The sequence below is a fragment of the Mycobacteroides chelonae genome, assembly GCF_016767715.1.
Classification (GTDB): Bacteria; Actinomycetota; Actinomycetes; order Mycobacteriales; family Mycobacteriaceae; genus Mycobacterium; species Mycobacterium gwanakae.
The window spans coordinates 4,092,952-4,110,840 of sequence record NZ_CP050145.1; the positions used below are offsets into that span (position 1 = coordinate 4,092,952).

At 65.4% G+C, this 17,889-nt stretch carries 19 protein-coding genes; 3 read left to right on the forward strand and 16 right to left on the reverse strand.

What is annotated here, in order from left to right; all coding sequences use genetic code 11:
• Position 1: 1 nt before the first annotated feature.
• Genes HBA99_RS20270 through HBA99_RS20280 form a run of 3 tightly spaced genes read right to left on the reverse strand, consistent with a single transcriptional unit; the run spans position 2 to position 2,359 of the window.
• Positions 2-604, reverse strand: coding sequence for a histidine phosphatase family protein (locus HBA99_RS20270; RefSeq protein WP_070952039.1), 603 nt, complete (start codon positions 602-604; stop codon positions 2-4).
• A gap of 8 nt (positions 605-612) precedes the next feature.
• Positions 613-1,917 (reverse strand): glutamate-1-semialdehyde 2,1-aminomutase, encoded by a 1,305-nt coding sequence (hemL, locus tag HBA99_RS20275; RefSeq protein ID WP_070952438.1) that lies wholly within the window; start codon positions 1,915-1,917, stop codon positions 613-615.
• A 52-nt stretch (positions 1,918-1,969) separates the two neighbouring features.
• Positions 1,970-2,359: a nitroreductase family deazaflavin-dependent oxidoreductase gene (locus HBA99_RS20280; protein ID WP_070952038.1), complete on the reverse strand. Its 390-nt coding sequence runs from the start codon at positions 2,357-2,359 to the stop codon at positions 1,970-1,972.
• Positions 2,360-2,380: 21 nt separating this feature from the next.
• Between HBA99_RS20280 and HBA99_RS20285 the strand changes: the two genes are divergently transcribed.
• Complete coding sequence (locus HBA99_RS20285) at positions 2,381-2,752, forward strand: nitroreductase family deazaflavin-dependent oxidoreductase (RefSeq protein WP_070952037.1); 372 nt, start codon at positions 2,381-2,383, stop codon at positions 2,750-2,752.
• Here the strand turns inward: HBA99_RS20285 and HBA99_RS20290 are convergent.
• Complete coding sequence (locus tag HBA99_RS20290; RefSeq protein ID WP_070952036.1) at positions 2,743-3,990, reverse strand: oxygenase MpaB family protein; 1,248 nt, start codon at positions 3,988-3,990, stop codon at positions 2,743-2,745. The two genes, HBA99_RS20285 and HBA99_RS20290, sit on opposite strands and share 10 nt — an antisense overlap.
• A 134-nt stretch (positions 3,991-4,124) precedes the next feature.
• Here HBA99_RS20290 and HBA99_RS20295 point away from each other — a divergent pair, with 134 nt between their 5' ends.
• Positions 4,125-4,718 carry a TetR/AcrR family transcriptional regulator gene (locus tag HBA99_RS20295; RefSeq protein ID WP_202692837.1) on the forward strand — a complete coding sequence of 198 codons (594 nt, stop codon included), beginning with the start codon at positions 4,125-4,127 and terminating at the stop codon, positions 4,716-4,718.
• An 8-nt stretch (positions 4,719-4,726) separates the two neighbouring features.
• Here the strand turns inward: HBA99_RS20295 and HBA99_RS20300 are convergent, their stop codons facing one another.
• The gene (locus HBA99_RS20300; protein WP_070952437.1) at positions 4,727-6,811 is read right to left on the reverse strand and encodes a M13 family metallopeptidase; all 2,085 of its coding nucleotides are present in this window, start codon (positions 6,809-6,811) and stop codon (positions 4,727-4,729) included.
• Positions 6,812-6,909: 98 nt separating this feature from the next.
• On the opposite strand from HBA99_RS20300, the gene HBA99_RS20305 reads away from it, so the two are divergent.
• A complete protein-coding gene (locus HBA99_RS20305) occupies positions 6,910-7,689 on the forward strand; it encodes a sulfite exporter TauE/SafE family protein (RefSeq protein WP_109494259.1) in 780 nt (259 codons plus the stop codon).
• A gap of 21 nt (positions 7,690-7,710) precedes the next feature.
• Here HBA99_RS20305 and HBA99_RS20310 read toward each other — a convergent pair whose 3' ends face one another.
• The 11 genes from HBA99_RS20310 to HBA99_RS20360 all read right to left on the reverse strand — a co-directional run bounded on the left by HBA99_RS20310 (position 7,711) and on the right by HBA99_RS20360 (position 17,812).
• A complete protein-coding gene (locus HBA99_RS20310; protein ID WP_070952034.1) occupies positions 7,711-9,888 on the reverse strand; it encodes a heavy metal translocating P-type ATPase in 2,178 nt (725 codons plus the stop codon).
• 47 nt (positions 9,889-9,935) lie between these two features.
• Positions 9,936-10,694 carry a class I SAM-dependent methyltransferase gene (locus tag HBA99_RS20315; protein ID WP_070952033.1) on the reverse strand — a complete coding sequence of 253 codons (759 nt, stop codon included), beginning with the start codon at positions 10,692-10,694 and terminating at the stop codon, positions 9,936-9,938.
• A gap of 41 nt (positions 10,695-10,735) precedes the next feature.
• A complete protein-coding gene (locus HBA99_RS20320) occupies positions 10,736-10,978 on the reverse strand; it encodes a hypothetical protein (protein ID WP_070952435.1) in 243 nt (80 codons plus the stop codon).
• Between the two features lie 20 nt (positions 10,979-10,998).
• Positions 10,999-11,517: a hypothetical protein gene (locus HBA99_RS20325; RefSeq protein WP_070952032.1), complete on the reverse strand. Its 519-nt coding sequence runs from the start codon at positions 11,515-11,517 to the stop codon at positions 10,999-11,001.
• A complete protein-coding gene (locus HBA99_RS20330) occupies positions 11,510-11,947 on the reverse strand; it encodes a hypothetical protein (RefSeq protein ID WP_070952031.1) in 438 nt (145 codons plus the stop codon). The genes HBA99_RS20325 and HBA99_RS20330 overlap by 8 nt, the downstream gene beginning before the upstream one ends.
• Positions 11,948-11,985: 38 nt before the next feature.
• Complete coding sequence (locus HBA99_RS20335; RefSeq protein ID WP_070952030.1) at positions 11,986-12,462, reverse strand: hypothetical protein; 477 nt, start codon at positions 12,460-12,462, stop codon at positions 11,986-11,988.
• A 34-nt stretch (positions 12,463-12,496) separates the two neighbouring features.
• Positions 12,497-13,477 (reverse strand): porphobilinogen synthase, encoded by a 981-nt coding sequence (gene hemB / locus HBA99_RS20340; RefSeq protein WP_070952029.1) that lies wholly within the window; start codon positions 13,475-13,477, stop codon positions 12,497-12,499.
• A gap of 27 nt (positions 13,478-13,504) precedes the next feature.
• The gene (locus HBA99_RS20345; protein WP_070952028.1) at positions 13,505-15,154 is read right to left on the reverse strand and encodes a bifunctional uroporphyrinogen-III C-methyltransferase/uroporphyrinogen-III synthase; all 1,650 of its coding nucleotides are present in this window, start codon (positions 15,152-15,154) and stop codon (positions 13,505-13,507) included.
• Between the two features lie 31 nt (positions 15,155-15,185).
• Positions 15,186-16,109, reverse strand: coding sequence for a hydroxymethylbilane synthase (hemC, locus tag HBA99_RS20350; RefSeq protein ID WP_057964862.1), 924 nt, complete (start codon positions 16,107-16,109; stop codon positions 15,186-15,188).
• Positions 16,106-17,446 (reverse strand): glutamyl-tRNA reductase, encoded by a 1,341-nt coding sequence (locus HBA99_RS20355; RefSeq protein ID WP_057964863.1) that lies wholly within the window; start codon positions 17,444-17,446, stop codon positions 16,106-16,108. Before HBA99_RS20355 ends, hemC begins: the two co-directional genes overlap by 4 nt.
• Before the next feature lie 111 nt (positions 17,447-17,557).
• Entirely contained in the window at positions 17,558-17,812 is a 255-nt protein-coding gene (locus tag HBA99_RS20360) for a glutaredoxin family protein (protein WP_070932809.1), read from the reverse strand.
• Between the last annotated feature and the right edge of the window lie 77 nt (positions 17,813-17,889).

Genomic DNA, 17,889 nt, shown 5'->3' on the forward strand with positions numbered 1-17,889 from the left:
GCTACCCTGCCGGTTCCGAGTACACGACGTCGACGAACTCGTCCCCGTCGAATACCAGCGAGGTGAGTGAGGCGACGTTGCACTGGCGTTTGCGTGGGTCGTGCCACAGTCGCTTGCCCAGCAGGTACTGGCGCGCCGTCCACACCGGCAGCTGATGACTCACGCACACCACCTCGGAGCCCTCGGCACGACCGCGCGCCCGGTCGATCGCCGACGTCATCCGGGATGCGATGTCGTGGTACGACTCTCCCCAGGACGGGGTGAACGGGTCACGCAGCTTCCACCAGTTCCGGGGGTCGCGCAAGGCCCCGTCACCCACCGACACCTTCATGCCCTCGAAAGAGTTGTCGGCCTCGATCAGGTCATCGTCAGAGATAATGGTGAGGCCATGAGCCTCGGCGATGGGCGTGGCAGTCTGCTGGGCGCGCAACAGCGGTGAGGCCACTACCGCGGCAATCTCATTGCCCCGCAGCGACTCTGCCACCTTGACCGCCTGCGCCTGCCCCTTGTCCGACAACCGGAAATTTGGCAGTCGGCCGTACAGAATGCCCTCGGGATTGTGTACTTCTCCATGGCGCATCAAATGAACGATGGTGCGGGTCATGAAATTCCTTACCTCTCCTCGACAGAGGCCGCGGCGCGGGCAGCGGCGGGCAAAGCGTCGGCAATACGGTCGAACGCCTCGTCATCGAGGGCGGTGGAAACAAACCAGGTCTCGAACGCGCTCGGCGGCGCGTATACGTCGCGGCTCAGCAGCGCGTGGAAAAACGCGGGATAACGCCAGGTGTCGGTCGCCTTGGCGCTCTCGAAATCATGCACCGGCTCAGCACCGAAGAAGAGGCTGAACATGTTGCCGGCCCGGCCGATCTGGTGCGCCACCCCCTCGGCATCCAGAGCCGCGGTGATCAGTGCGATGAGCGCATCGGCGTTACGATCAAGCGTCTCATAGGCTTTCGCATCTGCCGCACGCAATGAGGCCAATCCTGCGGCAACAGCGATCGGATTGCCGGACAACGTGCCTGCCTGATACACCGGCCCCAACGGCGCGAGGCGCTCCATGATGTCGGCGCGACCGCCGAACGCGGCGGCGGGCATGCCGCCGCTCATCACCTTGCCGAACGTGACCAGATCTCCGGCCACCTGGTCAATGCCGAACCAGCCCGAGCGGCTGACCCGGAAACCCGTCATGACCTCATCCATGATGAGTAGCGCGCAATGGTTTTCCGTGATGCGCCGCAGCCCGGTGTTGAAATCCGGTGCGGGCGCGACGGTGCCCATGTTGCCTGCGGCGGCCTCGGTGATGACAGCGGCGATCTGATCGCCCTGTTCGGCGAAGGTGCGGGCCACGGCACCGATGTCGTTGTACGGCAACACGATGGTGTCGGCCGCGGAGGCGCCGGTGACACCGGGCGAGGAAGGCAGGCCCAGGGTGGCCACGCCGGAACCGGCATCGGCCAGCAGGGCGTCCACATGCCCGTGGTAGCAACCGGCGAACTTGACGATCTTGGGCCGCCCGGTGAACCCGCGCGCCAGGCGCACCGCACTCATGGTGGCTTCGGTTCCGGAGTTGACCAGACGCACCTTTTCCACTGGCTGCACGCGATCGATGAGCTCGCGTGCGAGCTCGATCTCCCCCTCGACGGGCGCGCCGAAGGACAGCCCATCCTTGGCGGCCCGTTGCACGGCCTCCACCACGGCGGGGTGTGCGTGGCCGAGGATCAGCGGACCCCAGGAGCAGACCAGGTCCACGTAGCGGTTGTCGTCGACATCGGTGAGCCAGCATCCGGCGCCGGATTTGATGAACCGCGGGACACCGCCGACCGCCGCGAAGGCGCGCACCGGCGAGTTCACTCCACCTGGGATGACGGCCGAGGCATCGGCGAACAAACGTGCGGATTTGGCTGTCTCGTCAGGCACGGCATCCAGTGTCTCAGCTGGCGCCAAATCGTCCACTACAGGGTGTAGTGGATCAGGCAGGTCTCAACGCAAAAGTGGGGTGATCGGCATCGTCGGGCAGCTGGGCGAAGTAGCCGTCCACGACCTTCCCGGCCTTGGGCTTGTAGGCGGCGATGATGGGCGCGCGATCGGCGACCGGGACCTCGGTGGCCGTGTATGCCGTGGTGGCGCCCTTGACGGTGAGTGTCACCTGCGGGTTAGCCCTGATGTTTTTGACCCATTGACTCTCGCCACGGGTGGACACCAGGTACTTGACGCCATCGACGTCCACGGTCGCGACCGGGATCTGCTGGGGCTCGCCGCTGACCCGCTTGGTGATCGTGAGGGTCTCGCCGATATTGGCGGCCATCGCTACCCGGTTGAAGACCTTGCGCACGAACCAAGGGGGCTTGAGGTATGCCATGGATCACAGTTTGATGGTGGTATGCAGATACCGCAATCGGTCGCGCGCTTCAACAAGTACGTCACCAACCCCGTCCAGCGGCTGTGGGCAGGCTGGGCCCCGAGCTTCGCCATCATCGAACACAAGGGCCGCAAGTCGGGCAAGGAGTTCCGGACGCCCGTCACCGCATTCAAGACACCCGACGGCGTGGCCATCCTGCTGACCTACGGCCCGGACCGGGACTGGCTGAAGAACCTGCAGGCGGCCGGTGGCGGGAGGATCGTGCGCAGGGGGAAGACCCACGACGTCGTCAATCCGCGCGTGGTCAGCCGGGACGAGGCAGCGGCACTGGTGAAGAGCCGCGCCTTCGGACGTCTGCCGTTCGAACAGGCCGTGCTGCTGACCTACGCCTGAGCGGCCGGTACCGGTGCCCGTTGCGATACCTCGCGGCGGGCCGTGCTGACGGTGCGGCTGGTCCGTTTCACCGCGTCCTCGAGGATCCGCTGCTGGCGGCCCTCGAACCTGGTGCGCAGGCGTGGGCTCATCATGCGTGCCACACGCGAGGTCAGATTGCAGACCGTGATGACGGGCGTGATCAACAGCAGCGGGCTGGGCGCGGGCAGACCGAACTTCTTCCGTTGCGGCCCATAGGCAATGCCGGCGATCTCGGCATGGAACCGGCGAACCGCCCATTGCACGGCGGCGGCGACGGGTCCACCGGTGGGCAATCCGTATACGCCGGTGACGGCGTCGAGGGTGGCCTGGGTGAGCGCGCGCGTGTGCTGGTCACTGCCCGCATCGGTGAGCATGATTAGGTACGCGAGTCTGCCGAGCCCGGTCAAGGTATCCATCTGTAACTCCGGGGCCAGTCCCATGAGATGGCTCTGGTAGCGCCAGAGATGCAGAATCGCCCTGAGATCGGCCGGGGTGCCGATGGCGCCGAACGCCACCAGGCTGATCGAACCGGCGAAGATGGGGACCCAGCCCGCGGCGGTCTGCGCCTGCCCGGCCGGACAGTCGAACTTGTCCTCGTCCCAGCCGCCCATCGCGCGTGCCCCGGACCGGGCGTACGCGTGGATGAGCCGCACCCGCACCGTCGCCTTGAATCCGTTGCCATAGCGGTTCATTCCGCCGGGCTCCCCGGACGAATACATCCACTTCGCCGCTTCTATCAACCGTCCGGCGGAGGCATCCTCGATGCCGCCCGCTCGGGTCAGCAGTTCGTTACCGCCACGCTCGTTGAGGAAGCTCGCCGGCAAGGTCACCGCCAGCGCACCGAGGAAGGCCAGCCGGATCGGGGTGTTCCGCAGCATTCGTTGGGCGCGCCGGATCTTGCGGAAGTCCACCCAATACGGCGTGGCTTCCGCATCCTCGATAAAGGCCACCAGCTCGGGCAGTGGATCCTCAACACTGACGAGCCCGTGTTCCAGGGCATCTTCAAATTGCTTGCGGCCCAATCCCTTCGGTAGGCGTGACATGGCCTCCACCAGATGGTCGGCCAACGGATCACCCATCAGGGTGTACTTGCGGAACGTTGCCAGCTGAGCTTCCGTGGGGCGCGCGCCGACGGCATCCAAGAGCGCCATAAGCGGCTCGGACGGCATCCGCCGCCGGTTTCCGACGGGTGTTTCCAATGCGGTGACGTGTGACATGACCTGTCCTTTCGGGCCGATTGCCCACAAACCAGATCAGTTGATCTGTTTTACTGACATATGCTCTACCCGACAGTCCGTTCACGCAAGAGCCGGAGGCGAAGTCGCAGATGAAAGCGGGTGACGTGACCCATATGTCGCAGGCTGAGCGGCGACGGAGCACCACCGCGAAACTGCTGGAAGCCACCATCGAGTCCATCCTCGATATCGGCTACGCCGCCACCACCGTGCGCGGCGTGGCCGAACGCGCTGGGGTCTCCCTGGGTGCGCGCAGTCATTTCTTTCCGCGCCGGATCGACATGGTGATGGCCGCACTCGACTATCTCTGCGCCGATCGGCTGGCGGCCGCACGCGCCAGCGTGGACCAGATGCCCACGGGCGCCGACGGCAGGCTGCGACACCTCCTGAACCTCATGTGGCAGGACTACACGGGCCGGAGCTTCATCGCAGGAATGAAGCTGTGGGTTGCGGCGGCCGACGACCCTGAACTGCGCACACACCTGGCCACCAGCACGCGGGCGCTGAATACATCGCTACAAGAGCTCTACGCACACGCCATCGACGATGACCTGGCCCAAACCCCCAACCTGTTACCGCGGATCGTGATGGTTCATCACCTGCTCAGTGGATACGCGTTCAACCACGCCTTCGCACCCGATGGTCAAGAGCCAGGAAGTCTCGACTGGCCGCAGCTACGCGACGAACTTGAGCGATTAATTCGCGGGTAGCGGCACACCTACCAGATCTTCACAAACTTTTCCGGCGAGTTCACCATGGGATCGCCTGCCAGACAACCAAATTCGGCGGCATACGGCGCAACATTGGGCACCACGCCGTTGATGCGCAACGCCGGCGGCGAATGCGGATCGCTGGCCAGCTGGGTAATCGCAGCCTCGGGGCGCTGTTTGTCTCGCCAGATCCGCGCGTAGTTCAGGAAGAACCGCTGCGTGTCGTTGAACCCGACAATGCCGCTGATCTTGTCGCCATCTTTCTTCTTGGCCAACTCCGCGACCAGCGCGTCATAGGCGGTGTTGACGCCGCCGAGATCCGCGATGTTCTCGCCCAACGTGAGCTTGCCGTCGACATGTAGCTCGGGGTGGCCCGGAATAGGCGTATAGGCATTGAACTGCTGCACCAGCCGGTTGGCGCGCTTCTCGAACTCCTCGCGATCGTTCGGAGTCCACCAATTGACCCGGTTGCCCTCACCGTCGAACTGGCTGCCCTCATCGTCGAACGCATGGGTGAATTCGTGACCGATCACCGCACCGATACCGCCGTAGTTGAACGCCGGATCACCCTTGGGGTCATAGAACGGCGCCTGCAGGATTGCCGCGGGAATGGTGATGCTGTTCTCGGTGGGGTCGTACTGAGCGTTGACCGTCTGCGGCGTCATCCCCCACAGCGACCGATCGGTGGGGTGCCCGATCTTGTCCATGTCGAAGTCGTGATTGAACTTCAACGCGGCGGCCCTGTCCGCGTAGAAGTTGTCGCCGGTCAACTTCAGCTTGGAGAAATCCCGATTCTTGTCGGGGAAGCCCACCTTGAGGATCAGCTTGTCCCACTTGCCCTTTGCGGCGAGTTTGGTCTGTGGGCTCATCCAGTCGACGGCCTCAATGCGCTTACGGAGAGCCTCCTTGACATTGCCCACCACCTCGGTGGCCGAGCGCTTGGCGCGATCGCTGAACATGCGGTCGACGTACAACTGTCCCAGCGCCGGGCCCACCAGCGTGTTGACGATCTCAAGGCCCTGCTCCCAGCGCTGCTTCTGCGCCGTGGTTCCGGTAAGCGCCGAATCGTATGTAAAGGCATTGTCGCGAAAGGCTTTCGATAACGCGTCGGCAGACCTGTGCACCGCATGGAAGGTCAGATACGACTTCCAGGTGTCCAGATCGGTGGTGGCGAGCAACCGATCGAATGTCGTGAAGAACTCGGTCTCGGCAAGGGAAAACGACCTGGCGAGCGGGGCCCCGTGCGCCTTCAAGTAGGCACCCCATTCGAAATGTGGTGTCACCGCGTCTGCCTGAGCGACGGTCACGAGCTTGTACTGGTTGGCCGGATCACGTTGCTGCACAGGACTCAACGTCGAGGCGGCCAGCGCTGATTCGAGCGCGGCCACCTGTTCGGTACGGGCCTTGGCAACCTCCTGGTTCGCTCCGATCAATCCGAATGTCGATGCGATGTAGGTGCGATACGCGTTGAAGACCGACGCGTACTTGGGGTCGGTGTAGTAGTCCTTGGCCGGCATGCCCAGCGCGTCGGCCCTGGCGTAGCCGATCTGCTCGGTGGCGTTGGCGTAGTCGGCGCCGGCCTCGAAACCGAACACCAGGTGCTGCCCGGTGGCGGCATCGGCAGCCAGAAAGGCCGCGAGCTCCTGGGGCGAGTTGATCTGATCGATCGCGGCGAGCGTTGGACGAATGGGGTCATACCCGGCCGCGTCGAGCTTCGCGTCGTCGGTGGCGGCACGGTATAGGAGACCGACTTGGTAGTTGACCGACTCATGATCGGCGGTTCCGAGTCCGGAGACCGCACCGTCGACGATCTCGTGCTGAACGTCACGGGACTGGTCGGCCAACATGTCGAAGCTGCCATAGCTGGACTTGTCCGCAGGGATGGTGGCCTGCTCAATCCATTTGGCATTCACAAACCCATTGAGATCGGTGCACGCGGCGAAACGCATGCTCAGCTGCGCGTTATCGAACGTTGGAAGGGGCACATTCGACGCCACCGGGGCGGTGGGCTGGTCCCGGGTACACCCGGAAATGGACATGGCCAGCACTAGCGCCGCCATACCGGCGGATCGACTCAGAGGCATGCCCACCATTTTGCCCATCTGAACCGTTACGTCGAGCCTCACGCTGTGGCGGGTTTCACTGAGGGCAGGAATTGGTTCGGCTGGCTAACGGTCGTAGGCTGGCACGGGTGCCGGTGCAGGAGATGATCCTCGTCGCGCTTGCGGCGTTCGGGGCTGGCGCGATCAACGTGGTTGCCGGGTCCGGCACCCTCATCACCTTCCCCACCCTCATCGCCTTTGGCTACCCGCCCGTGGTGGCGACGATGTCGAACGCCGTCGGACTGACCGTCGGCAGCATGACGGGCGTATGGGGCTATCGCCGCGAACTATCCGGACAGTGGCCGCGGCTCAAGTGGCAGATACCCGCGGTGCTGGTCGGTGCGCTCATCGGATCGTTCCTGCTGCTGCATTTGCCCGAGAAGACATTCGTCACCATCGTGCCGGTGCTGCTCATCCTCGCGCTGGTTCTCGTGGTAGTCGGCCCCAAGATTCAGGCCTGGGCGCGCCGGCGTTCCGAAGCACAGGGCCTAGATGCCGATCATGTCCCTCCGGGCCGGATGGCGGCGCTCACCGGAGGCAACTTCCTCGTCGGGATTTATGGCGGGTACTTCACTGCGGCCCAAGGGATCATGCAGATCGCGGTGATGGGCGCACTGCTGCCCGAGTCCATGCAGCGGATGAACGCGGCCAAGAACGTACTGGCCATGATCACCAATATCGTTGCCGCTCTTGCATACACGATCGTCGCCTTCGACCGGGTGAGCTGGACGGCGGCCGGGATCATCGCGGCGGGCTCGTTCGTGGGCGGGCTGGCCGGTGCACGCTGGGGGCGCAAGCTGTCGCCCGGCGCCTTGCGTGTGGTCATCGTGGCGGTGGGTCTGATCGGCCTGTGGCGCCTGCTCTTCTGAGTGTCGGCGCGCCAGCGGAATCTAGCGGAAGGTTCGCAGCCGCAGGCTGTTCAGCACCACAAAGACCGATGACATCGCCATCGCCGCGCCCGCGATCATCGGGTTGAGCAAGCCCAGAGCCGCGAGCGGAATGGCAGCGGTGTTGTAGGCGAAGGCCCAGAACAGGTTGGCCTTGATGGTGCCGAGAGTCTTGCGCGACAACCGCAGTGCCGTCGGCACCGTGGTCAGGTCACCGCGCACTAGGGTCACATCGCTGGCCTCGATCGCGGCATCGGTACCGGTGCCCATGGCCATCCCGATATCGGCCGTGACCAGTGCGGCGGAGTCGTTGACCCCGTCGCCCACCATCGCGACCTTCTTGCCCTCGGCCTGCAGACGCTTGACGACATCCGCCTTCTCGGTGGGTTTGACTCCCGCGATGACATCGCTCGCGGCGATACCGACTTCCTCGGCAACACGTGCGGCCACGTCAGCGTTGTCGCCCGTCAGCAGCACCGGGGTGATGCCCATGGCCCTCAGTTCGTCGATGGCCTGCCGGCTCGACGGCTTTACCGTGTCCGCCACCTCGATCTCACCCCGGCGCAGGCCACCCCAGGTGATCGCCGCGGTGGTGTTCTGACCCGCGATGGCCTCGATCGAAACCTCTTGACCGTCAACGACACCGGTGACACCGATGCCGGGTTCGTTACGGAATCTGGTCACCGGGGACAGCGTCAGCCCACGCGTCCGGGCCGAATCCACGATGGCCCTGGCCACCGGATGCTCGGAGGCGGACTCCACCGAGGCGGCGATACGCAGGATCTCATCGGCGTCGGAAACACCTGACCCAATGTTGCGGCGCACAGCCACAACGCTCATCACACCCGTGGTCACGGTGCCTGTCTTGTCGAGTACAACGGTGTCGATGCTCTTGACGTTCTCCAGCACCTCCGGGCCCTTGATCAGCACGCCCAGCTGAGCTCCACGCCCGGTGCCGACCAGAATCGCTGTGGGGGTAGCCAACCCGAGCGCGCATGGGCACGCGATGATCAGCACCGCGACGGCCGCGGTGAATGCCGACGACAGCGGGTAGCCCTGCGCCACCCAGCCGACGAACGTCAACGCGGCGATACCGAGTACGACGGGCACGAACACCGACGACACCCGATCGGCGAGCCGCTGCACCTGCGCCTTACCGGTTTGCGCCTCCGACACCAGCCGCGCCATCCGGGCCAGCTGTGTATCGGCGCCCACCGTGTTGGCGCGTACGACAATCCGCCCGTGCGTGTTGACGTAACCGCCGACCACCAGGTCTCCCGCGCCGACCTCCACAGGTACGGACTCACCCGTCATGGTGGCGGTGTCCAATGCCGAGTGGCCGTCGACAACTACGCCGTCTGTCGCGACACGCTCCCCCGGCCGCACGACGAATTCGTCGCCCACCGCCAATTGCCCGACGGGGATGCGCGTCTCGTGCCCGCCACGCAACACCGCGACATCCTTGGCCCCCAGGGACAGCAGCGCCCGTAGCGCCGAGCCTGCCGAGCGCTTGGCGCGCGACTCGGCGAACCTGCCCGCGAGCAAGAACACGGTGACCGCCGCAACGACCTCGAAGTAGACGTGGACATCCCCGTGGGTGTGCCCGGCGCTCGCAAACAACACCCACAGCGACCACACGTACGCCGCGATGGTGCCCAGTGACACCAGGGTGTCCATGGTCGAGGCACCGTGGCGTGCGTTGACGAACGCGGCACGGTGGAACGGGTAGCCACCCCACAGCAGGATCGGTGTAGTCAGTGCCGCGACCACAATCTCCCAGCCGGAGAAATGCCAGGGCATCACCATGGAGATGGCCACCACCGGGATGGCCAGGAGCAGCGAGCCGAGCAGCCGCGTCTTGAGCTGATTGTCGGGCACGTCGTGATTCATGTGGTCGTGCGGATCGGCACCGTCGTGCTCATGGCCGCTCTGCGGAGCACCGTTCCGTGAGCCGCCGACCACCTGGGCCTTGTAGCCCACCGACTCGACGGCCTTGACCAAGTCCTGATCGGAGATCGAACCATCGTGCTCGACCCGGGCGCTTTCCAGCGCCAGGTTTACGCGCGCCGTCACGCCCTCGAGCTTGTTGAGTCCCCTCTCCACACGGGACGCACATGAGGCGCACGTCATGCCCTGAAGGCGCAGATCAGTGGTCTCCATGCCCGTGTCAGTGAACTCCATGCCTAAATCATACCCCTAGGGGGTACCAAACGATAGGGTGACCTGCACTACAAGTCGCGCCGCGCCACCACGATCTGCAGTGGCATCGGCAGCTGAACTCTGGCACGGAGTTCGACAACGATCGACGGATCCGCATGTGCAGCCAGGCTACGCAACGCCCTCGGGCCATAGGCGCGCAGCTGGCTGATCGCACCGTCATGCAGGACCGGGCGCACCCATCCCGCGGCCGCCGCGAGGAGATACGACGGCGCCAGCAGCGGTGCCGGCAGGCGCAGCAAGTCGATGATCAAGAGCGCGCGTCCCACCCGGGTGCCCTCGGCGAAGACCTTGGCGGCAAGCGACGGCTTCAGATGATGAAACGACAGTGCGAACACCACCAGATCGAATGATCCGTCTCCTGCGTCGATGGCCGTGGCATCCATGGCCCGGACCGTGACCCGGGAATCCGAACCCAGATCGGACGCCGCGATACCCGCGACAGAGGTGGGCTCGATATCCGTCACCATGATCGAAGCATCAGGACGTAGCTTCAGCAGTTCACGAGACAGACCGCCGTGGGCGGCACCGAGCTCCAGCACCCGAGGGTTGTCAATGCCGGCAAGAAACCCGGCCGCCTGCTCCGCATTCCACCTGTGCAGACCCTTCTTCTCGCCCATGAGGTCAAGGGACGCGACGACGGCCCGTTTCTTTGCGGGAACATCGTCGCGGTCCAGATACTCGAGTCGGCCCGTCTGCAATGCGCGGTCAATCACGCAGGCACCGAATCCAGCGCGCGGCATCACGTCGATATCAGCGGTGTTCGTCATCAACCCAGCGTATGTTCATGTCAGCCATCTTGACATAATAATTAGCTGTGAATTGATCGCCCTGCATCGCGACGATCACGAACACCGCGCGATACCGCCATGACCAGGAATATCCCCGCCAGAGCGGTGAGCGCGAGCGCCCGGGCTACACATGCGCCATCCAACGCGGTGAAGTACAACGTTGGCTCACCCTTGGCAATGGGCGCGACCTCCGTGGGTATGCGCGCAGCCACTGCCGCCCAGCCGGCGAGCGCGATCGCCACCACTGCGATGGCCAGATCCACCGCTACTCGCTTACCAAACTTCACCACTGCTCACTTTCGGTATCGATCTCCGGGTCGTCGCCCAGATCCATGCCTGCCGGCGGCGCGGGCACCAACGCGGTGAGCGCCGTCCGCAGCTCCTCATGCCTCCTGGCCCACGCCTGCGCGCGACGCCCCCCGGTCAGGCGCAGACCGACGGATTTACGTCCCTTGGGCACCCCGTTCAGCTCTCCGAGCGGACGGGACTCCTCCCAGATGTGACGGTCGGCGTCGGGGTACAGCCACTTGATCTGGCTGATCTCCAGTGTCTCGCCGCCCTGGCGGAGCTCGGTGGGTGTCAGCTCCACGGTGGCGTGCACCCGCGCCGCGTAGATCTGCAGCGCGATGAAGAAGGCGACGATGGCTGCCGTGATCAACGGCATGACGGGACTGAAGCCCCCCTGGCCCCAAATCTGCAGGCCTAACATGATCAGCCCGGCGAGCGGACCAAGCAGGAGCCACCGCCACCGGCCACCGGGCTCATAGAACAGACGCGGTTCGGTATCCGAGACGTCAGCCATGCTCACCCCCGTCAAACCAGTTTTGCGCGGTCGGCCTGATGATCAGCACATTGGCCACGATCAACGACAGCGCGGCGATGAGCAGTAGCGGGCCCACCGAACCGGAGCTGGCCATCGCGATCGCCCCGAGCACCGAGACCAACGAGAGAGCGATCAAGGCCCGGCGGTAGCGCTTGTCCCCCTGCCGCGTCCGCCCGGCGAGAAATGCGATACCGGCCGCCAGCACGATGCATAACACGCCCCAGGCCCGGAAGTAGGTGACGAGATTTCTTATCTCCGCGTCGGTCAGCTCGGGCTTCGCGGCGGCCCGCACCGCGTCGAAGCGCTGGGTCACCCCGGCCAGACCGTTGAGGAACAGGGCGGCCGATGAGACCACCCAGAACCAGAAGGCCACGTCGACGATGCGCGGGCGCGGTTGTTCGGGTGTCATGCGGGCCCCTATCGTCATTCCGGCAGCGTATCGGGGTACTAGCGCTGCCTCGTCAGGTACGCGGTGGAGTCCTCGCGATGCAACAGGAACAGCCCGCCGCAGATCAAGACGGACGCGGTGATCCCCGAGAGCGCCTGCACAATCGCGGGCACCCCCTCCAGGTCGACCAACCGCGTCGCGGTGAACACCACCGAACCCACCGCGCCACCGGTCAGGAAGGTGCGGGCCAGGCGGTATCCCGCGCGCATCAGGAAGATCCCGGTGACGACGAGGGCCCCCACCACGACGACGATGAACCCGTTGAAGGCATACACCGTCCACAGCGGGGCGGCCTTGCGCACCTCCGGGTCCTGCTGCCATTGACCAACGTTCGCGGCCATGTAGCTCACGATCATCAGCGGGAGCGCAGCCAGCCACAGCCAACAACCGGTGTCGATATCGTCGGGTCGCGGCTTGGCCGGACCTGCCGAGGGTTGTCCAGCCAATCCACTCTGATTGTGCGGATCGGGATACATCACGCGACCACGGTAGTGGAAGGGGACAAACCGCCTACTCCAGCCAGCCCGCGACGTCCGCGGCCCAATATGTCAGCACGATATCGGCCCCCGCACGCCGGATCGAGGTCAGCGTCTCCAGCACCATGGCCTGCAAATCGATCCAATTGTTCTGCGCCGCAGCACAGATCATCGAATACTCACCCGACACCTGGTATGCCGCGACCGGCACCGGAGAGACATCGGCCACCTGCCGGAGCACGTCGAGGTAGGCCATCGCCGGTTTCACCATCAGGATGTCGGCGCCCTCGTCAACGTCAAGCTCGGCCTCGCGTAAAGCTTCCCGGCCGTTCGCCACGTCCTGCTGGTAGGTGCGCCGATCTCCGCGCAGCGATGATCCCACCGCCTCGCGGAAGGGCCCATAGAAGGCCGAGGCGTACTTGGCGGCATACGCCAGGATGATCACGTCGGTGTGCCCGGCAGCATCCAGGCCCTCGCGAATGGCAGCCACCTGGCCGTCCATCATGCCGCTGGGACCCACCACACGAGCACCCGAATTCGCCTGCGCCACCGCCATGTCCACGTACTGCGTCAGCGTCGCATCGTTATCCACCCGGCCCGAGGCGTCCAGCACCCCGCAGTGGCCGTGATCGGTGAATTCGTCGAGACAGGTGTCGGCCATCAGCACCGTGGAGTCACCCAGGTCCGCCGACAGGATCGACAGCGCACGGTTCAGAATGCCTTCCGGAGCCAGCCCGGCACTCCCGGAGGCGTCCTTGTCCTTCTCCTCGGGAACCCCGAACAGCATGAGCCCGCCGACACCGGCCTTTACCGCGTCCTCGGCGGCCCCACGCAGGGATTCAACGCTGTGTTGCACCACACCCGGCATAGACGCGATGGGGCGCGATTCGGCCACACCATCGGCCACGAACATCGGCAACACCAACTGCCGCGGCGCCAGCGTGGTCTCGGCCACCAGCCGGCGGATCGCCGGGGTGGCTCTCAGCCGACGCGGACGCTGGTATGGAAATGGCACGGCAATGGCCTTCCGCTGAATCTCCGCTTAACGCCGTCGGCTCTTCTTACGGGGCGGCGGCAGTGCGCCCTCGGTGCGCAACCGGGCGGCGTGCTCGGCAAGAGCCTCCACCAGTGGACCGACAGCGGCAGTCTCCGGCTGCACGTCCACGCGCAGCCCGAATTCGATGGCGGTCTCAGCGGTTTTCGGTCCGATGCAGGCCACGATGGTGCGTGCGTGCGGCTTCCCGGCGATACCCACCAGGTTGCGGACCGTCGAGCTCGAGGTGAAGCACACGGCGTCAAATCCGCCGGTCTTGATCATCTCGCGCGTCTGCGCCGCTGGCGGCGCCGCCCGCACAGTGCGGTAGGCGGTCACGTCGTCGATTTCCCAGCCACGCTCCCGCAGGCCCTCGGCGAGGGTCTCGGTGGCGATGTCGGCGCGGGGCAGCAGCACCCGGTTCACCGGATCGAAAACGTCGTCATAGGGCGGGAACTCGTCGAGCAGACCGAGCGAGGACTGCTCACCCGCGGGTACCAGCTCCGGGTTGATACCGAAGGCACGCACCTTCTCAGCGGTGGCCTGACCCACGCATGCGATCTTCACACCCGAGAAGGCGCGAGCGTCCAGGCCGAATTCGGCGAACTTCTCCCACACCGCGCGGACCGCGTTGGTAGAGGTGAAGACCACCCACTGGTAGCGGCCGTCGACCAAACCCTTCACGGCCCTTTCCATCTGGGCGGGGCTACGCGGGGGCTCGACGGCGATGGTGGGCACCTCGACCGGCAGGGCTCCGTATCCGACAAGCTTCTCGCTCATCTCGCCGGCCTGATCCTTGGTGCGCGGCACCAGCACAGTCCAGCCGTACAGCGCGCGGCTCTCCCACCAGTTCAGCTTGGAGCGACCAGCAACCACACGGCCGATCGTCAACACCAGGGCGCCGGTCATCGGCCCGTGCGGATCATTGGCGTCCACCGGGACACCGTCGATCAGCGAGGCCAGCGTGGTCTCCACAGTCCGCTGCGCGCAGGTGGTGCCCTGCGCCGTCACCGCGACCAGAGTCTGATCGGACAAACCGTGCTCGATGAGCGCCTTAGCGGCGTCCGGTACATGCGTCGGGGTGGCGTGCAGGATCAGCGGGCCGGGGGCGGCGGCCAGCGCCGCCCAGTCCACATCACCGCGCACATCGGCGACGGTGTGCGCAGAGCCCGGAGGCAGACCGGCGTAGGCGGGCACCGCGGTGCTCGACGACAGCCCGGGCAGAATCTCGAAGGCGACCTGGGTACGGGTGACCGCGGTGACCTCGGCCAGCACCGAATCGATCGAGAGCGGATCACCGGCGACCAGCCGCACGACGTCCACACCGTTCTTGGCCTCAGCCACCAGGGTCTTGGCGACATCGGCGGGATCACCCAGCGCCGGACGGATGTCGATGGTCAGCGGCGGCTCGACAACGGCCTCGACGTCACTCGACGTGGACGCGTCATCGTTGCCGGTCGCGGGCTTGGCGGGCGCGGGTTCAGGAAGCTCGACCGCAGATCCGACGAGATCGAGCACCGCTTGCGGCACATCGGGGTCGGTGAACGCGACCGTGGCGCCGGTGAGTACCGCGCGCGCCCGGACGGTCAACAGACCGGGGTCGCCCGGCCCGGAGCCAACGAACAGGATGCGCCCTGGCTTCTTGCGCCCTCGGGTCACTACTGCCTCCCATATCGGCGGTTTGCGCCGCCTATTCAGCTGTCATCAGTGCTCGCGCACCGAGATCGAGCAGCTCCCTCGCGACCGCGAGCCCAAGCTCTGCGGCCCGATCGGGGGTGCCAATCCCGGAGGCCCGAATCACGTCAGATCCGTCCAGCGCCGCCGCACATCCGCGCAACGACAGTTCGTCGAAGACGCGGCCATCCTCATCAATCGACTCGACCACCTCGGCGATCGCGCCAACCGGTGCGGTACAGCCCGCCTCCAGCTCGGCAAGCAGAGCCCTTTCGGCAGTCACCGCGGCGCGCGTGTCGGCGTGATCGAGTTCCGCCAGTACAGCCACCAGATCGGTGACCTCACTGCGGCACTCCACCGCCAGCGCTCCCTGAGCCGGCGCGGGCAACACCTGCACCGGTTCCAGTGTCTCGGTGATGCGGTCCAGACGTCCGATACGGGCCAAACCCGCCCGGGCGACTACCACAGCATCAAGATCACCATTGGAGACCCTGCTCAACCTGGTATCCAGGTTGCCTCTTAGGGGGCGAATTTCCAAACCGAGACCCAGTGCTCTAAGCTGCGCGGCCCGCCGCGGGGACGAGGTACCGATCACCGAACCCGTCGGCAACTCCCCCAGCACCAGTCCGTCCCGGGCCACCAGGGCGTCCCGGTAGTCCTCACGAGGCGGAATGGCGGCGATGACGAAGCGTGGGTCGGCGGCCGTTGGCAAATCTTTGTAGGAATGCACGGCAACATCGACGACGTTATCGGCGATGGCCTCGCGCAGAGCGGCCGTGAAGACCCCCACACCGATTTGCTCGACGGGTGCCGACGACTGGTCTCCTGCCGTCGTCACGATTACCAGCTCTGCCTCGTGTCCTTTGGCGCGCAGCGCATCCCGGATAACCCCGGCTTGAGTCGTCGCTAACAGACTGCCGCGGGTACCAATTCGGATCATCGGCTCTCTTCGTGTAATTCCTTTGTGGCAAGCGGCAATTCGCCGGCCGTGGCCACCGCCTCGACGGTGTGCGGATCAAGCTCGAACAGCTCGCGCAACGCCTCGGCATAACTGTCGCCACCGGGTGCCGACGCCAGCTGCTTCACGCGCACCGTGGGGGCGTGCAACAGCTTGTCGACGACTCGGCGAACTGTCTTGGCGACCTCGTCGCGCTCGGCCCCCGCCAGGCTCGGCAGCCGGCCATCGAGCCGCAGCAGTTCGGCCTCCACCACCTCAGCGGCCCGTTGGCGCAACGCGGTAACCGTCGGGGTGACCTCGGCCATCCGCTCACCGGTCAGATATCGGGCCACCTCGTCGTTGACGATCTGACGAGCAGCGCCCGCATCATCGGCTGCCGCGCGCGCGGTGGGCTCACGCTGGATGCGCTCCATGTCCACCACGACGACGCCGGGTAGCCCGGCCACCGTCGGATCGACGTCGCGCGGCATGCCCAGATCGCAGAACACGAGTTCACGGCCACCGCCCAGGGCGCGGTGAACATCGGCCAGTGAGATCACCGGCCGGACGGCTCCGGTACAGGAAACCACCACATCGGCTTGTGCCAGCGCCTGGTCAAGATGGTCCAGCGTGATCGCCTGCGCGTTCACGCCCGCCTCGCGCGCCGTCGCGGCGAGCCGTTGCGCACGCTCGGCACTGCGGTTCACCACCCAGAGGTTGTCGATCCCGGCGCGAATCAGCTGCGCGGTCGCCAGTGAGCCCATCGAACCGGCTCCGACCACGGCGGCGGTGCGTCCCGGCAGACCGTCGAGCTTGCCGTCCGCCAGATTCAGGGCCACCGACACCACCGAGGCGCCGGCCGCGTCGATACCGGTCTCCGAATGCACACGCTTGCCCACACGCAGCGCGCTTTGAGATAGCTCATGCAATACCCGGCCCACCGCTTGATGCGTTTCGGCGGTGGCATACGCATTGCGCACCTGACCCAACACCTGCTGCTCGCCGATCACCATGGAATCCAGGCCGCTGGCCACCGCGAACAGGTGCTCGACGGCAGCCTCGCTGTACCGGACGTAGGCGTATTTGGTGAGCTCGTTCATACCCATGCCGGCGTGGCGGGCGATCGCCTCACCGATCACGGTCAGGCCACCGTGGAAGGCCTCAACCACGGCATATACCTCGACCCGGTTGCAGGTCGAGAGCACCATGACCTCTGTGACCAGGGGTGATTGCAGAATGTGTTCGATGATCTTGGGCTGATCGGCCTCGCCAATCGCCAGCTTCTCCAGCACCGGCACAGGCGCGCTACGGTGCGAGGCTCCGAACAGCAGGACACTCACCGCAGGTCACTCCGCTGACATCTCACTGTCCAGCTCCCTTGCTTTTGGTGAGGCTCGAACTTCATGCACGGTAGCCCGAAAATGGCCACTGGGCAAAATCCAAACAGCCTGTTATCGGTCACGTTTCAGGTCCGTCCGGAGCCGAGGCTCGTCTACTTCCCAATAGCTGTGCTCCTGACCGTCCAGCAGCACCACCGGAAGCCGATCACCGAACTCCGCTCGCAAAGACGAATCTGTGATCGCGGCCTCATCCACATCGGTGACGGTGAGTGGGACCCCGAACTCGTCGGCCAGGGCCGCCAATTCACGCTGCGCACGTTCGCAGGCAGAGCACCCCACGCGTGTCAGCAGCGTTAGTGACGTCATATGTCAATTCTGCCACCGGGTCCCCCGAGTTCCCGCCACCCTCAGTAGGGTTAAACGGCATTCGGAAACGGCGGACA